17 protein-coding genes and 2 tRNA genes are annotated in these 17,599 nt (G+C 27.1%); 16 read left to right on the plus strand and 3 right to left on the minus strand.

The features are described 5' to 3' along the window. Window positions 1–28: 28 nt before the first annotated feature. Window positions 29–823, minus strand: a complete 795-nt coding sequence (locus tag I2H23_RS00140) for a histidinol-phosphatase HisJ family protein (protein WP_092927310.1) — start codon at window positions 821–823, stop codon at window positions 29–31. Between the two features lie 108 nt (window positions 824–931). Here I2H23_RS00140 and pdxR point away from each other — a divergent pair, with 108 nt between their 5' ends. From pdxR to I2H23_RS00155, 3 genes are read left to right on the plus strand one after another with little or no spacing between them, the layout of a single operon-like run. Further along, the gene (gene pdxR, locus I2H23_RS00145) at window positions 932–2,353 is read left to right on the plus strand and encodes a MocR-like pyridoxine biosynthesis transcription factor PdxR (protein ID WP_092927308.1); all 1,422 of its coding nucleotides are present in this window, start codon (window positions 932–934) and stop codon (window positions 2,351–2,353) included. Between the two features lie 58 nt (window positions 2,354–2,411). Beyond that, window positions 2,412–2,630 carry a DUF896 domain-containing protein gene (locus tag I2H23_RS00150; RefSeq protein ID WP_092927306.1) on the plus strand — a complete coding sequence of 73 codons (219 nt, stop codon included), beginning with the start codon at window positions 2,412–2,414 and terminating at the stop codon, window positions 2,628–2,630. A 39-nt stretch (window positions 2,631–2,669) separates the two neighbouring features. After that, a complete protein-coding gene (locus I2H23_RS00155; RefSeq protein ID WP_092927304.1) occupies window positions 2,670–4,064 on the plus strand; it encodes an aminopeptidase in 1,395 nt (464 codons plus the stop codon). 51 nt (window positions 4,065–4,115) lie between these two features. On the opposite strand, the gene I2H23_RS00160 is transcribed toward I2H23_RS00155, so the two are convergent. Further along, complete coding sequence (locus I2H23_RS00160) at window positions 4,116–5,021, minus strand: selenium metabolism-associated LysR family transcriptional regulator (RefSeq protein WP_092927302.1); 906 nt, start codon at window positions 5,019–5,021, stop codon at window positions 4,116–4,118. 199 nt (window positions 5,022–5,220) lie between these two features. On the opposite strand from I2H23_RS00160, the gene I2H23_RS00165 reads away from it, so the two are divergent. From I2H23_RS00165 to I2H23_RS00175, 3 genes are all read left to right on the plus strand, one after another. After that, window positions 5,221–5,928: a hypothetical protein gene (locus I2H23_RS00165; RefSeq protein WP_092927300.1), complete on the plus strand. Its 708-nt coding sequence runs from the start codon at window positions 5,221–5,223 to the stop codon at window positions 5,926–5,928. A gap of 53 nt (window positions 5,929–5,981) precedes the next feature. Continuing rightward, window positions 5,982–6,164 (plus strand): hypothetical protein, encoded by a 183-nt coding sequence (locus tag I2H23_RS00170; RefSeq protein WP_092927298.1) that lies wholly within the window; start codon window positions 5,982–5,984, stop codon window positions 6,162–6,164. A 64-nt stretch (window positions 6,165–6,228) separates the two neighbouring features. Beyond that, window positions 6,229–7,107, plus strand: coding sequence for a metallophosphoesterase (locus I2H23_RS00175; protein ID WP_092927296.1), 879 nt, complete (start codon window positions 6,229–6,231; stop codon window positions 7,105–7,107). A gap of 45 nt (window positions 7,108–7,152) precedes the next feature. Here the strand turns inward: I2H23_RS00175 and I2H23_RS00180 are convergent. Further along, window positions 7,153–7,238, minus strand: a tRNA-Leu gene (locus I2H23_RS00180). A 152-nt stretch (window positions 7,239–7,390) separates the two neighbouring features. Here I2H23_RS00180 and polA point away from each other — a divergent pair. The 10 genes from polA to rsxC all read left to right on the plus strand — a co-directional run bounded on the left by polA (window position 7,391) and on the right by rsxC (window position 17,584). Beyond that, a complete protein-coding gene (polA, locus tag I2H23_RS00185) occupies window positions 7,391–10,039 on the plus strand; it encodes a DNA polymerase I (RefSeq protein ID WP_092927294.1) in 2,649 nt (882 codons plus the stop codon). A gap of 8 nt (window positions 10,040–10,047) precedes the next feature. Then, a complete protein-coding gene (gene coaE, locus I2H23_RS00190) occupies window positions 10,048–10,650 on the plus strand; it encodes a dephospho-CoA kinase (protein WP_092927292.1) in 603 nt (200 codons plus the stop codon). After that, window positions 10,643–11,203, plus strand: coding sequence for a lytic transglycosylase domain-containing protein (locus tag I2H23_RS00195; RefSeq protein ID WP_092927290.1), 561 nt, complete (start codon window positions 10,643–10,645; stop codon window positions 11,201–11,203). Before coaE ends, I2H23_RS00195 begins: the two co-directional genes overlap by 8 nt. Then, entirely contained in the window at window positions 11,203–12,783 is a 1,581-nt protein-coding gene (locus I2H23_RS00200) for an ABC transporter substrate-binding protein (protein WP_092927288.1), read from the plus strand. The genes I2H23_RS00195 and I2H23_RS00200 overlap by 1 nt, the downstream gene beginning before the upstream one ends. A 63-nt stretch (window positions 12,784–12,846) precedes the next feature. After that, a tRNA-Leu gene (locus tag I2H23_RS00205) sits at window positions 12,847–12,933 on the plus strand. Between the two features lie 146 nt (window positions 12,934–13,079). Then, window positions 13,080–13,292 carry a heavy-metal-associated domain-containing protein gene (locus I2H23_RS00210; RefSeq protein ID WP_195580833.1) on the plus strand — a complete coding sequence of 71 codons (213 nt, stop codon included), beginning with the start codon at window positions 13,080–13,082 and terminating at the stop codon, window positions 13,290–13,292. Window positions 13,293–13,632: 340 nt separating this feature from the next. After that, entirely contained in the window at window positions 13,633–14,235 is a 603-nt protein-coding gene (locus tag I2H23_RS00215) for a hypothetical protein (RefSeq protein ID WP_092927284.1), read from the plus strand. 79 nt (window positions 14,236–14,314) lie between these two features. Further along, the gene (locus I2H23_RS00220; RefSeq protein WP_242871349.1) at window positions 14,315–15,079 is read left to right on the plus strand and encodes an endonuclease/exonuclease/phosphatase family protein; all 765 of its coding nucleotides are present in this window, start codon (window positions 14,315–14,317) and stop codon (window positions 15,077–15,079) included. A gap of 105 nt (window positions 15,080–15,184) precedes the next feature. Beyond that, window positions 15,185–16,117, plus strand: coding sequence for a hypothetical protein (locus I2H23_RS00225; RefSeq protein WP_092927282.1), 933 nt, complete (start codon window positions 15,185–15,187; stop codon window positions 16,115–16,117). 129 nt (window positions 16,118–16,246) lie between these two features. Next, window positions 16,247–17,584: an electron transport complex subunit RsxC gene (gene rsxC / locus I2H23_RS00230; RefSeq protein ID WP_195580834.1), complete on the plus strand. Its 1,338-nt coding sequence runs from the start codon at window positions 16,247–16,249 to the stop codon at window positions 17,582–17,584. Window positions 17,585–17,599: the final 15 nt, after the last annotated feature.

Below are 17,599 nucleotides of genomic sequence, written 5' to 3' on the forward strand. Positions count from 1 at the left end.
ATATATTCATAAGGAGGTGAAAAAATAATTATATATTTACAAATTCAGGTTTCATATTGGTAAATTTACATACATGATTAAATCCTACTTCTTTTAGATAAGAGTAAATATAATCAAATTGATATGCTATTTGAGATGGATGGTGAGAATCAGATCCTGTAGTTATTATTTCACCACCTAAGTCTTTATACATATTTATTATACTTCTTGAAGGTGTTAAGTCAGGAAGATTATATCTATAACAAGATGTATTTATCTCAATTCCTTTTCCATCTTGTATAACTTGTTTTAATATAGCTTCTATTATATCTGAAAATAAGCTATCATCTAAAATATTTTTATAATCTCCATATCTTTTAACTAGATCTAGGTGTCCTAATACAGAATAGTCTTTGTAGTTTTTAACAATATTATATAGTTCTTTAAAATAAGCTTCATAAGCTTGATGTTGAGTTTTATCTTTAAAAAACTCGCCAAAATATAAGTCAATTCTATCTATAGCATGTAAAGAACATATTATAAAGTCAAAAGGATATTTATTAGCATCATTACTGCACTTAGTTATTATTTGCTTTTGAAGACCAAGTTCTATACCTTTTTTTATAGATATTTGATTAGCATATTTAGATTTAAAGAAATCTAATTTTTCAAAGTATTTATCATAATCAATACCCCAATCAAAATCATTTGCAAGGTCATAATCAACATGATCTGTAAAGCATATTTCTTTAAGACCCAAGTCTATTGATTTTTTAATCATATCTTCCATATCGGTCTTACTATCATTTGAGAAACTTGAGTGCATATGGTAATCATAAAACATAAAAACTTCCCCTTTTTGATAAAATTTTGGTATTATATACATAATAAATCTTATCAAATATAGTAATAACCATCAAGTGATAATATCAAAGAAGCAAGTGGGGATAGTATGGAAAAATATAACTTAGATTTAATCAAAGATAGTCCTAAATATTTACAAATATATAATCATGTAAAGAGACTTATATGTGAAAATAAAATAAAGGAATATGAAAAGCTACCGCCAATAAGAACGTTAGCAAAGTTAATAGGGGTTAATAATACGACAATAGTAAAAGCATATGAATTATTAGAAAAAGAAGGATATGTCAATAAAAGTATGGGAAGTGGAACTTTTGCTACATCTATAAATCAAGAAAGTTCAAGTACTATACAAAGAAAAGAAGGTATAATAAGTTTTGATACAGGAAATCCTTCTACAGAAATATTTCCAATAGATGATTTTAAAGAGGCTATAAATATGGCCTTGACTAATGAAGGAAGCACTATATTCGAATATGATGAAGGTTTAGGATATGAACCATTAAGAGAAAAAATAGCACAATATCTACATAATAAAGACATAAATACAACTAAGGATAATCTACAAATAATATCAGGAGCTCAGCAAGGTATAGACATTGTTTGCAAAGGTCTTATAAATTACTCAGATGTAGTATATGTTGAAGAGCCAACTTATAATGGAGCTATAGAAGTATTTAAGAGTAGAGGAGCAAAGATAATATCAATACCTATGTTAGATGATGGAATCGACATAGGGGTATTAAAACTTAAACTTGAAAAGATAAAGCCTAAAATAATATATACTATGCCAAATTTTCAAAATCCAACAGGCATATCATATTCTACATATAAAAAGAAAAAACTAATAGAACTAGCTGAAAAATATGATTTTTATATAGTAGAAGATGATTTTATAAGTGATTTTAAATTTAATTCTCTTGATAATAAACCATTAAAGAGTTATGATGATAAAAATAGGGTTATATACATAAAAAGTTTTTCTAAAATATTTATGCCTGGACTTAGAATAGGTATAGTTGAAATTCCAAGTGAATTACTAAAAAAGGTACTTTGGGCTAAGTACTCATCTGATATATCAACGCCAGGTTTGATTCAAAAATCAATGTATTATTATATGGAAAACTTTAATTGGGATGAATATCTTAAAGGTGTGGAAAGTCAATATACACAAAAATATAATTTGGCAAAAGAGTTGATATATAATAAATTAAGCGATAGACTAAAGATAAGAAATGGAAGTGGAGGTATTAACTTTTTTATAGAACTACCAAGAGGCTATTTATCACATGACTTAACAGAATTTTTATTAGATAAAGGAGTATCTGTTCTTCCAGGAACTTACTTTTTTGATAATATAGTAGATGATAGGTTTTTTAGGATAAATATAGCTAGGGCAAGTATACAAGATATAGAAAAGGGAATATCTATAATAAGTGATAACTTAGACGAATTTCTTTATAAATATAAAGATAATATAACAATAAAAAATAATAAATTTTTTTATTAAGACAAGAAAATAGAAAGGAGAATACTTAAAATAAATTTATTTTAAGTAGAATGAAATAATGTTTGATCAAAAGAAACTAGACAGAATAAATGAATTAGCTAAAAAGAATAAAGCAGAAGGATTAACAAAAGAAGAAACTATAGAAAGAGAAGGATTAAGAAAAGAATATCTAGAACATTTTAGAGCGCACTTTAGATCTAGATTAGATAATATAAAGGTAGTATCAAAAGAAGAATACGACGAGCATATGAAAAATAACCAAAATAGTCAAAACTAAATATAATATAAATTTAATAATTACTTAAGGAGGGGCAATATGAATTTAAAGTATGAAGCTAAAAATGCATGGGATATTGAAAGAAGTAAAAATAATATAGAAGATGTAATGTCTTATTCTAAAGATTACATGCAATTTTTAGACAAAGGAAAAACAGAAAGAACCTCTGCTAGAGAAATAGTAAATATGGCAAAAGAAAATGGATACATATCACTAGAGGAAGCTATACAAAAAGGAAAGGTAAATCCAGGAGACAAAATATATGCAGTCAATAAAGATAAATCAGTAGCTATGTTTGTTATGGGTAAAAAATCTTTAGAAGAAGGTATGAAAGTAGTAGGTGGTCATATAGATGCTCCAAGGATTGACTTAAAACCAAACCCTCTATATCAAGAAGCTAATCTAGGACTTTTTAAAACTCATTACTATGGAGGAATAAAAAAATATCAATGGACAGCAATACCACTTTCAATATATGGAGTAGTTATCCTAAATGATGGTAAAAAAATTGATATATGTATAGGTGAAGATGAAGAAGATCCAGTATTTTGTATAACTGACTTACTAGTACATCTTTCAGGCGATCAAATGCAAAAGAAACTTTCTGAAGGTATAACTGGAGAAGGACTTAACCTACTAGTTGGTCATATGCCGCTTGAAGGCGAAGAAAAAGAAACTGTAGCACAAAATGTATTAAAGATATTAAATGAAAAATACAATATGGTAGAAGAAGACTTCTTAAGTGCTGAAATAGAAATAGTACCTTCTGGTCGTGCTCGTCACTTAGGATTTGATAAATCTATGGTATTAGCTTATGGGCATGATGATAGAGTTTGTTCATACGGTGCTGTCAAAGCCTTAATAGAAACTACTGAACCTGAATACTGTGCAGTAGCATTATGTGTAGATAAGGAAGAAGTAGGGTCTCAAGGAAATACTGGTATGCACTCTAAATTCTTTGAAAATACAGTAGCAGAGCTTATAGCTTTAGAAGGAAACTATTGTAACTTAAGAGTAAGAAGAGCTATGGCAAATACTAAGGTATTATCGGCTGATGTATCTGCAGGATATGATCCTAATTTCCCAGAGGTGTATGATAAGAGAAATTCTGCATACATGGGACATGGTATAGTTTTAAGCAAATATACAGGTGTAAGAGGAAAAAGCGGATGCAATGATGCTAATGCAGAGTTTATGGCAGAAGTAAGAAGAATATTCAACCAAGGCGAAGTTGTATGGCAAACTGCTGAACTTGGAAAAGTAGACCAAGGTGGTGGTGGAACTATTGCCTATATATTAGCAAACTATGGTGCTGAGGTTATAGATTGTGGAGTAGGTGTGTTAAATATGCATGCTCCATATGAAATAGTTTCTAAAGTTGATATATATGAGATGTATAAAGGATATAAAGCATTCTTTAACATAAACCTTTAAGTAATATTAGAAGTAATTGACTATTAAAAAAGATAGACCTTTTATTTTGGTCTATCTTTTTATATTGAAATATTTATATAGTCCTGTTAAAAATTTATTTTCTAAAGGTGAAAAAACTTTTTTTCTAGAATAAATAAAATAAAACTTTCTTTTAAATTCTATATTTTTTACTCTATAGATGTTCAGTTTTTTAGATTCTAATTCATCAATGCAAGATATATATGATACAAAAGAAACTCCAAGACCAGATTGTACAAGTTTTTTTATAGATTCATTAGATTCAAGATGGGCTATTACATCTAGTTTGTCCGTATCGAAATTATTAGATTTTAGCTTATTTATAATTAAATCTTTAGTTCCAGAACCTTCTTTTCTCATAATAAACTTAAGAGAATATAATAAATCAATATCTATAAATCCATTAGAATTAGGAAGGACAACGTCTAAAGGAGTTATAAGGACTAACTCATCATCCATTAAATCTATGTACTCAATTTGTGGGTTGTTAGATTTTGAACCAACAAGTCCGAAACTTATTCTTTCATTTAAGATTTCTGAAATTGCAGACTTAGAGTCATAGTGACTAATATTAAACTTAACATCTTTAAATTGGTTAGAAAAATTATTTAAAAAATTAGGAATAATATAAGATTCAGGGATAGAACTGCAAACTATATCTATAATACCCTCTATTTTTTCGGAATACTCTTTTATATCATAAACTGCTTTTTTACAATTATTTAATATTAATATGGCATGATTGTAAAGTATTTCTCCTGATTTTGTTAAAGTTAAATTCTTATTATTTCTATTTATAAGAACAGTACCGAGTTCTTTTTCGAGGTTATTAATATGAGAGCTAACTGTTGGTTGAGTTAAAAATAATTCCTTCGCAGCTTTAGAAAAACTTTCATACTTACAAACTGCAACAAACACTTCCAATTGCTTAAAATCCAAGACAAAACCTCCTTATATTGTTTATAAGTATTATAGCATAGTATAAAAATGACCTGTTACAAAATCATTACAAAATACATAAAAGTATTATTATTATTATATAAATAGTATATAATCATATAAATGATAGACTAGAATAATTATGTGTAAAATAAAATCGGAAAAAATAAGTGTTAATAAACAAAAGGAGGACTAATTTATGAAGCTACGGAAATTATTATATAGCATCATTATCATTAGTGCATTTGTAACGGGATGTAGTAAGAGCGAGAATATTAATACAAATGAAAGCCTACCTAATGAAGAAATGAAACATAGGATGATGACGAAGGTTCAAAATAATGTTAATGAGATAATGAATAAAGACTATGAATATGTTATAGAAAATATGGGGAAACCATATTGTACGACTTATTACATAGACTCGGATAATCCAAGGGAAATAAGGGATAAAAGGCTTATATATCCAAAATATACTGAAGGTAATAAGTTAGATAAGAGTGCTTTATATATAAATTTAAGAGATGATCATGTTGTAGAAGTACAAACCTATGAGATATCTAAAGAAGATTTAAATGAAAAATATATTAATGATGGTGCTGATATAATTGTAGATAGATATAATTATGCATTACCTATATCATTAAGCAGTGTAGAAAAAATAGATATTAACAATTTCATAGGAAAGGATACAAGGTTAGTATATGAATACTTTGGTGATAAATCCCCAAGTTTAGAAGCATATAGCAAGGCAGGTAATAGAAATATAGATTTGTATGAAGTTGAAAGTAGCGGAGAGATTAAATTACTAGTAATTTTTAGCAAAGAAAATAAGATAGAGGATATAAAAATCATTAATCAAGAAAAACTTGTTAATATATTAAAGCAATATTTAGATAATAAATAAGTTTTTTTTGGTTAAATTAATCCTAAATACTAAGTATTTAGGAGGAAGTAATAATGAATAACAATAAAAATAGATTAAAAGATAGACCTAAGACCAAATCTGAAAGGAGAAACATGCTTTCAGAGCATGGATCAGAACTAGGGATAAAAGATGGTCTTCATATAGGAGCAAAAGATAGTGGAAGCAATAGGACTAAGACATCAAAACTTTATAGCAAAGTAAAGAAAAAGGATTAAGCTTAAAGGAGCGATTAATTTGTAATTAGTCGCTCTTTTAAATTTAGACAAGGAAGGTAAATCAATGATAAGTGAAATATTAATAACAGGCATAGCAGTTGGTATTACATATAAATTTTTAAAAAGAGAAGCAACTACATTAGAAAAAATAGAATATAATATAGAAGATGAAAAGATACCTAAAGAATTTGATAATTATAAAATATTACAAATTAGTGATTTACATAATAAAACATTTGGAAAAGGTAATATAAAACTTATAGAAGAGATAGACAAAATAAATCCAGATATAATAGTAATTACTGGAGATTTAGTAGATGGAGAAAAAGATAATTTTAAAGTGGCTCTAGACTTAATTGATTATATATCTTGTAAATATAAAGTAGTCCATGTAGTTGGAAATCACGAGCAGAAATCTCTTAATAAGAAATATAAAAAAGAATATAAAGAATATTTTAGATTACTTAAAGATAAAGACATAATAGATTTAGATAATGATAAGATAAAAGTTAATAAAGGAAGTAGTTATATAAATTTATATGGGGTAGTAGTACCGCTAGAATATTATCCATATTTTTTCAGTAACTATAGAAATAAAAATAAAGCTTTAGATAAAAATTTCATGGATGAAAGTTTAGGTAAAATAGATAAAAATAGCTACAATATATTACTTGCTCATAATCCATTCTTTTTTGAAAATTATTCTAATTGGGGAGCAGATTTGGTACTTTCAGGACATGTTCATGGAGGAATAGTAAGGATACCTAAAATAGGAGGGGTGCTTTCACCAAATAGAGAGTTTTTCCCAAAATACGATTTAGGTGAATATAATCTTAATGGATCTAAGATGATTTTAAGTAAAGGATTAGGCGGTTCTAAGGTAGTAATAAGAATAAATTGTAAGCCTGAAATAGTACAAATAAACTTAAAGTCAAAAAAATAGTACTTATAAATAAAAAAGTTCTAACTGTTATAGTTAGAACTTAAATGGTGCCGAATGTGGGACTCGAACCCACACGATAATACTATCAACAGATTTTGAGTCTGTCGTGTCTGCCATTCCACCAATTCGGCAAGTATTAGTATATAAATATTGTAGCAACTTAATGAAACGTTTGCAACATATTTATGGTTAATATACTTTTAATATTATGGTAATATAAATAGTATAAGAGTGGTATATAATAACTATTATACTAGATAGACAAAAACTAGGAGTGATAAATTTGAATAAGAGATTAATTATAATAGATGGGAACTCTATAATAAATAGAGCATTTTATGCATTACCAGAAATGAATAATAAGGAAGGGCTAAGAACAAATGCTATATATGGATTTACAACAATGTTATTTAAGATAATAGATACATATAAGCCTACTCACATGAGTGTTGCATTTGATAGAAAGGCTCCTACATTTAGACATTTAGAGTTTGATGAATATAAAGCTGGAAGAAAGAAAATGCCAGATGAATTAAGAGAACAATTTGAACCATTAAAAGATTTATTGGACAAATTTAATATAAATAGATTAGAAATAGATGGTTATGAAGCTGATGATATAATAGGAACAGTATCAAGGCTAGGTGAAGAAAATGGATACAATGTATACATAGTTACAGGAGATAAAGATGCTATACAGTTAGCATCAGATAAGACTACAACTTTAATAACTAAAAAAGGTGTAGGAGAAGTTGAAGAGTATAATTTTGATTCTGTAATGGAAAAATATGAAATGACTCCAACTCAATTTATAGACTTAAAAGGTCTTATGGGGGATAAATCGGATAATATACCAGGGGTACCAGGTATAGGTGAAAAAACAGGGATAAAACTTATTAAAGAATATTCTAGCATAGAAAATATAATAGAAAATGTAGAAAACCTAAAAGGTAGTGTGAAAAAGAAAATAGAAGAAAATAAAGAACTTGCCATAATGAGTAAGAGGTTAGCTACTATAATAAGAGATGTGCCTATAGAAATAAATCTAGATGATTTAGAATATGGAGATTATGATAAAGATAAGGTAATAGAATCATTTAGGAATTTAGGTTTTACAAGTTTATTATCTAGACTATCTAGCATAGATGGAGGAAATGAAACAGAGGAAATTGAGTCTAATCTAAATATAAAAAAATTAGAAAATATAGACGCATTTATAAATGATATTAAAAAAGAAGGAAAGCTATACATAGATACTGTAAGTAGACAAGGGAACATATTAGAAAAAAATATTATACATATTTTTATAAGTGTAGATGGAACTAATATATATTATATAAATGAAGAAGAGATAAATAAGCTAGAAGAAGTACTTGTAAGTAAGGAAGTAAAGAAATTTGGATATAATTTAAAAGAGGATTATATAGCTTTAAGACCTTATAATATAAAATTAGAGAACATGCACTTTGATATAACAATAGCAGAGTATTTAATAGATTCAGCATCATCTACATCTTATGAATGTAGTGCAATAGCTATGAAATATCTTACTAAAAAAGTTAAGTCAAAAGAAGAGTTGCTAGGTAAGGGTGTAAAAGCAAAAAAATATGAGGATTTAGAATTAGAAGAGCTATGTGATTATATAGGAAAAGTTATAAATACAGTATATGAAGTATATCCTATAATGGAAAAAAGCATAAAAGAAAGTGAAATGGATGGATTACTTTATCATGTTGAAATGCCTTTAGTAGAAGTTTTAGGTGAGATGGAATATCAAGGAATAAAGGTTGATAAAGAAAAATTACATGAATTAGGTATAGAATTTAAAACTATAATTAAAAAATTAGAACAAGAAATATATGATATAGCTGGAGAAGAATTTAATATAAATTCACCAAAACAATTAGGTGTTATATTATTTGAAAAGCTAGAATTACCTATAATCAAGAAAACTAAAACAGGGTATTCAACAAATGCAGAAGTATTAGAGAAGCTAAGGGATAAAAGTCCAATAATAGATAAAATAACAGAGTATAGACAAATTGTTAAGTTAAATTCAACTTATGTTGAAGGCTTATTAGCTATAATAAATCCATTAGATGGTAGGATACATTCATCATTTAATCAAACTATAACTACAACAGGAAGAATTTCATCAACAGAGCCAAATCTTCAAAATATACCTGTTAAACTTGAAATGGGAAGAAACATAAGAAAGGTATTTATATCAGATGAAAGTTGTAGCTTAGTTGATGCGGATTATTCTCAAGTAGAATTAAGAGTATTAGCTCACATGAGTCAAGATGAAACTATGATAGAAGCATTTAAAAACAATGAAGATATACATACAAAAACAGCATCACAAGTGTTTAATGTTAATATGGATGAAGTTACAAGTAAGCAAAGAAGTGATGCAAAAGCTGTAAACTTTGGTATAGTTTATGGAAAAAGTGATTTTGGACTATCAGAGGATTTACATATACCTGTAAAGCAAGCTAAAGAATATATAGAAAACTACTTTAATAAATATAGTAAAATAAAAGATTTTATGGATAAGGTAGTAGAAAATGCAACAGAAAATGGATATATAACTACTATACAAAATAGAAGAAGATATATTCCAGAACTTAAATCAAGTAACTTTATGCTAAGAAATGCAGGTAAAAGAGCTGCAATGAACGCGCCTATACAAGGTAGTGCAGCTGATATAATAAAAATAGCTATGGTAAATGTTTACAAGAAGTTAGAAGAAAGACAATTAAAGTCAAAATTAATACTTCAAGTACACGATGAACTTATAGTAGAAGCTTATGATGATGAAGTAGAAGAAGTTAAAAAAATAGTTAAAGATGAAATGGAAAATGCAGTTAACATGGATGTGCATTTAGATGTAGATTTAAATATAGGTAATTCTTGGTATGAAACAAAGTAGGTGAGTATATGCTAATATTAGGACTTACAGGGAATATAGGCTGTGGAAAAAGTAGCCTATCTAATATATTTAAGAGTAAAAACATAGAAGTAATAGATGCAGATATAATTTCAAGGAATATATTTGAAGATAATTTGCTTCTTGAAGAAGTATTCGATAAATTTGGAATGTATATAAAAAGAGAAGATGGGACTTTAGATAGAAAGGCACTTGGTAATATAGTTTTCAACAATGAAGAAAAACTTATAGAATTAAATAATTTAACCCATCCTAAAATTTATGAGAAGATAATTAGTAAAATTGAAGAATATAGGTTAAAACATAACGATATTATTTTAATTGATGGAGCATTATTAATTGAAGGTGGATATTTAGATGTAGTAGATAAATTACTAGTTGTAACATGTAATCAAGATATACAGATAGAAAGAATACAAAAAAGGGATAATTGTACAAAAGATGAAGCTTTAAGTCGCATAATGTCTCAAATGAGTCAAGAAGAAAAAATCAAATATGCAGACTATACAATAGATAATTCCTATTCATTTGAAGAATTAGAGATAAAAGCTAACCAACTCATTGAATATATAAAGGAGAATTGGTGTGAATAATAAAAAGATACTTATAATATTATCTATCTCATTGATTATATTAACTGGTTTTTTAATAGAAACTAAAACAATACATAAAATCTTATACCCTAAAAAGTATTCAGATTATGTAGAAAGATACTCAAAAGAATTTAATATAGAAGAAAATTTAGTCTATAGTATTATGAAGGCTGAAAGTAAATTTAAAAAGGATGCCATATCTAATAAGGGAGCGAAAGGATTAATGCAAATAAGTGATATAACTAGAAATTGGGCTATAGATGAGCTTAATCTAGAAAATAATATAGATATATTTGATCCTGAAACTAACATAAAAATAGGATGTTGGTATTTAAATAAGCTATATAAAGAATTTGGAAACTTGGATTTAGTTGTAGCAGCATACAATGGTGGTTCAGGTAACGTTAATAAATGGCTTGGAAATAATGAGTATAGCAAGGATGGTAAAATGCTTCACAATATACCATTTACAGAAACATCTAACTATTTAGATAAAGTCAAAAATAATTATAAAAACTATAATAGTATATATGGCAAGGAAGGAAAAAACTAATGAAAAAAACTAAGGTTTTATCTATAATCCTAGTTATAGCAATGATTGTAGTAGGATGTAGTTCTAAAATTGAAACTGAAGATAAAAAAGAAAGTGGTAAGGGTGATATAAATTCAGATTATATAAATTTAACTATGGTAAAGCCCAAGACTATAAATCCTATATTAAACAAAGACAAGTCTGTTGGGTATGTAATGAATCTAATATATGATAGCTTATTTACAATAGACGAAAATTACAATGTAGTACCGCAACTAGTAAAAGAGTACTCAATTGAAAATGGTGGTAAGGAAATAAATATAAAACTAAAAGATGCAAAATGGCATGATAAAAGCCCAGTTACATCTAGTGATGTTAAGTTTACAGTAGATTTTATAAAAAAAAGTGAAGAAAATCCTTATAGTGAATTAGTGAAAAATATAAAATCAGTGCATATAATAAATGATAAAGAATTCAATATAAGCTTAAATGAAAATTATTCATTTTCTATAGAGACACTTATATTCCCTATATTATCTAAAAATAATTTATCTTCTTTATCTAAAAAAGATATAACTAATAATAAGAATAATTTAATAGGAAATGGACCTTACAAAATAGAAAAATATGAAGAACGAGACGGAATGTTCTTAACTAAAAATGAAGATTATTATAAAGAAATACCAAGTACAGCCAAAGATATAAGAGTAGGTATAGTTCCAGATCAAGAGGCACAAGTTGCTATGGTTATGGCGTTAGATAGTGATATAGCCAAGGTATCTTTAAATGATTTAAGTAAATTTCATGAAACTGAATTTAATATTACTAAATATGAAGGACGAGATTATGAGAATATAATCTTTAATTACGATAATCCAATATTATTAGACTCTAACTTAAGAAAAGCTATAGCATATTCAATAGATAAGAAAAAAATATTAGAAGAGGCTTATATGGGGGATGCTAATATTGTTAATTTTCCACTTAATACAAGTTCAAAATATTACAACAAAGATATAAAATCTATTAATTATAATAAAGAAAAAGCTAAAGAATATTTAAGTAAAGTTAAGTTTGATGGTGATAAGAGTAACTCAAAAGATCAAAAAGAAAACAAAAGTAATACAAAGAGTAATTCACAGATAAACTTAAAAATAGTTGTAAATAAGAATAATACAGATAGGGTAAAGTCTGCACATATTATTTCAGAAAATCTAAAAACTATAGGAATAAAATCTGAGGTGGATGAACTAGAAGGTGAAGATCTTGAAAAAGCTATTTCTGGGAAAAAATATGACTTAGCACTAGTTGGATGGGAACTATCATTTATACCTGATGCAACTCCTATAATAAAAAGTTTAGATTATAAAGATGAAAAACTTAATGACTATATGGCTTCTTTAACAAGAGCAACTAGCGAAAGCCAAGTTAAAGACATATATGATTCTATACAAAAATATGTAAATAACAATGTGCCTATGATAAGTTTAGTTATAAGAAATGATTATATGGTTACAAATAGTAGAATAGAAGGTAAAATACAACCAAATGATTTTGACGTTTATGAGGGTATAACAAATTTAACTATAAAAAATAAGTAAATTAATAAAAAAATAATTGACTTAAAAAAGCAAAAGTCATATCCTTTATAATATAAAGGATATGCGGAAATGGCGGAATAGGCAGACGCACTATCTTGAGGGGGTAGCGAGCTTATGCTCGTGCGGGTTCAAGTCCCGCTTTCCGCACCATTAGAAAGTAGACATTATGTCTACTTTTTTTATACAAGGATTTATATTGGAATTAAATATTATTAATTTTTTTGAGAAAAATATAGACACAAGTTATAAAAAGTATGATAAAATACCCTTATAGGGTATATAAGGAGGTAATTACTATGAGAAAAAAATTACTTATAGATGGAATGAGCTGTGGACATTGTGTTAATCATTTAAAAACAGCATTAAGTGAAGATATACAAGGTGTAAATGTAATAGAAGTTAATCTAGAAGGTAAATATGCTACAGTAGAAATGGATGATTCAGTAAGTAAAGATGAATTAAAATCTGTTATAGAAGATATAGGTTATGAATTAGTTGGAATTGAATAAAAAAATATGCACAACTGTTAACTTACAGTTGTGCATATTTTTTTGTATATAATGTAAAAAATAATATTTTGAGCAATGGACAAAGTTATTTGCGACATGGGCGAAGTGAAATTTTTATATAAGATTTTTGAAATAAAAAAAGACTTCTATTGGGGGAAATAATAGAAGTCTAAATGGGGGAGATTGAGTATGTTTGATTTTACATTAATATTATGTCCTTATATCAATAATATATACATAAACAATATAAAAAATCATTCGTATAATTAGAAATCCAATAGCAAAATTCACAATTAAAAAAACTTTTGAATATAATATAAATAATTAAGGGGGGAGTGTCGTGGATGAAAGAGGATATAGAGATGATTTAAAAAAAATTGTACTTGAAATGACTCAAAAAGATTTAGAAGGAAATGCATCTCAGAGAGGTATAAAAAAATACCTTGAAGGAAATATAGATAAAATAATAAATGAAAATATAAAAAAAGCATCGAGTGGTATGTCTTGTAACAATGTATATTTAAATATATTGAAAAATGGATCTAATGAGAAAAATATATCCTTAATTGTAAAGTCTATAAAATCAGAAGATTTGTTTAAATCCAAAAAAGAATTAATTAAGTTTGCTAGATACTTAGGTATAAATGCCACAACAAAAAACTCTTACAATAGTATATTAAGAAGAATAGCTAGCCATATTTATTCAAATAGAAGTGAGTATTCCAAAAGATATTTTTCATATCAAAGAGGAGATAGAGAATATATTTTAGAGCCTGAAAGAATAAAAGAAGACTTAATTGAAAGTTATAAATCAAAAGCTAGAAATGATATGAAGTCTATAGCTAAATTGCTAGAAATAAGTGTTGATGATGAAGATAATGCGGAGGATATAAGAAGAAAGGTTATAAATTATATTATGAAAGAAAAGTTAAATAAAAAATAAATATAAAATTAAAGACGTCTTTGAGACGTCTTTAATTTTATAAAAAGGCATATAATATAAAATAAAACTATGATAGGAGTTGATATGTATAAAAATCAGAAAGATAATAAGTCTTGCATGTGTATTTATATGTATAGCTATAAGTGTAGTTATAGAAATAGTTTATCTTCCACCTAAAAAAGAATTAAAAGTAGTTAGTTACAATATACATAGTGGGCTAGATAAAAATATGTTTCCTACATTATTTGATATTATAGATTTTTTAAGAGTATGTAACGCAGATATTATTTGTCTTCAAGAAGTAAATGAATCTGCTAAGGCTGGATTTCAAGTAAGTAGTTTTAAAGAAGAGTTAAAAATGTATTCTCATTTTGGTGCAAACGTAACAAAACTTGGATCTAATTATGGGTTGGTTACATACTCTAAATATCCTATAAAATATGAAAATCATATATATTTAAGTAGCAAAAGAGAACAACGGGGGATGCTTCATACAGTAGTAAATGTAAAAGGAAGTAAGTTAAATATTATAAACGTACATCTTGGACTTGGGAATGAAGAAAGAGAGAGGCAGCTCAATGAACTTATAGAATTTATAAATACATTAAATAAAGAGCCATATATAGTTGTTGGTGATTTTAATCAAGGCAATATAGGTGTCGATAAAAATATTTTAAGAGATGTAGCTATAGAATTAGAAAAGTCAAACATATTAACCTTTGCAACGGGGCTTGATAGAATAGATTATATATTTGTATCTAATAATATTGAAATATTAGACTATGATGTGTTAATAAAGAGTATGTCAGATCATTACCCTATAATAGCTAAGATAAGGATATAAATTAATACAAAATAGTTATTTTCTATATTAAAGCCAAAAATTAATCATAATCTGTACAACCCTAAAATATATATTAGTAATAATAGTTTTAGGGGGGACAAACTAATGAATAAAAGAAAAACTATATATAGAGGTTTTAATAAAAGACGAAAGAAAAAAACGTTAAGATTAATTTTAATTATGATTCCTGTTATATCAATAGGAACATTTGGAGCTATTAAATTAAAAAATAGTGATATTGTAAAAATTATGGATGAAAAGATTGCATCTTTTAAAAGTATAAATATTAAAGAGGACAAGTTTAAAGGATTTGAAGACTTTGGAATAAAAGAAGTTTCTGAAGAAAATAACAAAGAAGAAGTTGAAAAAAAAGTTGTAAAAGAAGCTAGTGAAAAAGTAGAAGGAGATGTTAAAGTAGCTATAGCAGATTCTTGGAGTTTATATACTATTCAAGTGGCATCAATAGATAATGAAAATGAAATGAATAAAATAGAAGCTAAATTGAATGAAAATAATTTACCTTTTTCTGTTATAGAAGTTGATGGAACAAAAAAAGTACAGACGTATTCATCATTTAGCAAAGATTCATTAAAAAATAATATAGATAGTGTTAAAAAAGTTTTTGATGATGCATTTATATCAGAACTTAAAGTACCAGTATTATCTATGAAGTATACAAGTAAGTACTCATATTTAGGTGAATTATCAAATTTTTTAAATGAATTGGTATCTAATTTTAAGTTAGAATCAGAATTTTGGGATAAAAGTAATGAAAATATTGATGTAAAAGAATATAAAAAAATATTAACAGATAGAAAAAATATAGTGGCTAATATGAAAAAAGAGGCCGATAAAATTGATTATAAACCAGCTGATTTATTTAAAGAGAATTTAATTAAGTATGTTGATGGTTTGGATGAAAAAATAAATATCTCTGTTGAATCTATAGAAAAAGGAGAATATAGTATGGCAAAAAGCTTATATTTATCATCAATGCAGGGATATTTTACATTTATAACATCAATAAGTAAGGCTTAAAAGGACTGTTTTATTAACAGTCTTTTTAAGTTGATAAAGTTTTAACAATAGTTAAGTTTTAATATGATATATAGTATACTTATACTAAGGGATAGGAATGTTTAAATACATAAGTAAGGGGGTAAAGGAATGAAACTCTTAACTTTCAAAGGAGGAATACATCCTCCATATAAAAAAGAGTACTCAGAGAAAAAAGCTATTGAAATAGCTAAGTCACCAAAGGTAGTTTATATACCACTTCAACAACATATTGGTGCACCTGCTAAAGAGATAGTTAAGGTTGGGGATTTAGTAAAAGTTGGTCAAAAAATAGGTGAGCAACAAGGATTTGTTTCTTGTAACGTACATTCTTCTGTATCTGGCAAAGTAATAGCTATAAAAGAACATGAATTAGCTGGTGGAAGAGGCACATGTATTGTTATAGAAAACGATTTTAAGGAACAAATATACGAAAGCATAAAACCTAAAGGGAATTTAGAAGATTTAAGTAAAGAAGAAATTGTATCAATAATAAAGGAGGCTGGAATAGTTGGTATGGGAGGAGCTACTTTTCCAACTCATGTAAAGCTATCACCACCACCAGATAAGAAAATTGATACTGTTATATTAAATGGAGCTGAGTGTGAACCATATCTAACAGCAGATCATAGGCTAATGCTTGAAAATCCAGAAGATGTAGTTTATGGATTAAAAGTACTTATGAAATCTTTAAATGTATCAAAGGGATATATAGGAATTGAAGTAAATAAACCTGATGCAATTTCTGCAATAGAAAAAGAAGCTCAAAAATATGATGATATTGAAGTTGTAGGTCTAGAAGTTAAGTATCCACAAGGGGCAGAAAAACAACTTATATATGCATGTACTAAAAGGGAAGTTCCATCCGGTGGGCTACCTATGGATGCAGGGGCAGTAGTAAATAATGTGGGAACAGCAGCACAAATTGCTAAAACTATAAAAACAGGAATGCCATTAATAGAAAGAATTACTACTGTTACAGGTAGTTGTATAAATGAACCAAAAAATTTAGTTACAAAAGTTGGAACACTAGTATCAGAGATAATAGACCAATGTGGAGGCTTTAAAGAAGATAAGATAGTTGGGAAGGTAATAATGGGTGGTCCAATGATGGGACTAGCGCAGTATACAATAGACATACCTACAAATAAGGGAACATCAGGTATATTATGTTTAGACGATGAAGAGTCTAAAACACCAAAACCACAAAACTGCCTAAGATGTGGTAAATGTCTAACAGTATGTCCAGCATTTTTACAACCGTTATATATAAGTGCTTATTCTTTAAAAAATGATTTTGAAAGTGCAGAAAGTTATAGAGCTTTAGATTGTATAGAGTGTGGATCTTGTTCATTTGTTTGTCCAGCAAGAAGACCGCTACTTCAATCAGTAAGAAATGCAAAAAGGGAAATTATTTCAAATAGAAGAAAAGAATCAGCTAAAAAATAATTGGGGCTAGGGGGA

This window comes from Romboutsia sp. BSD2780061687b_171204_C1, assembly GCF_015560225.1.
In the GTDB taxonomy this organism is placed as follows: Bacteria; Bacillota; Clostridia; order Peptostreptococcales; family Peptostreptococcaceae; genus Romboutsia_C; species Romboutsia_C hominis.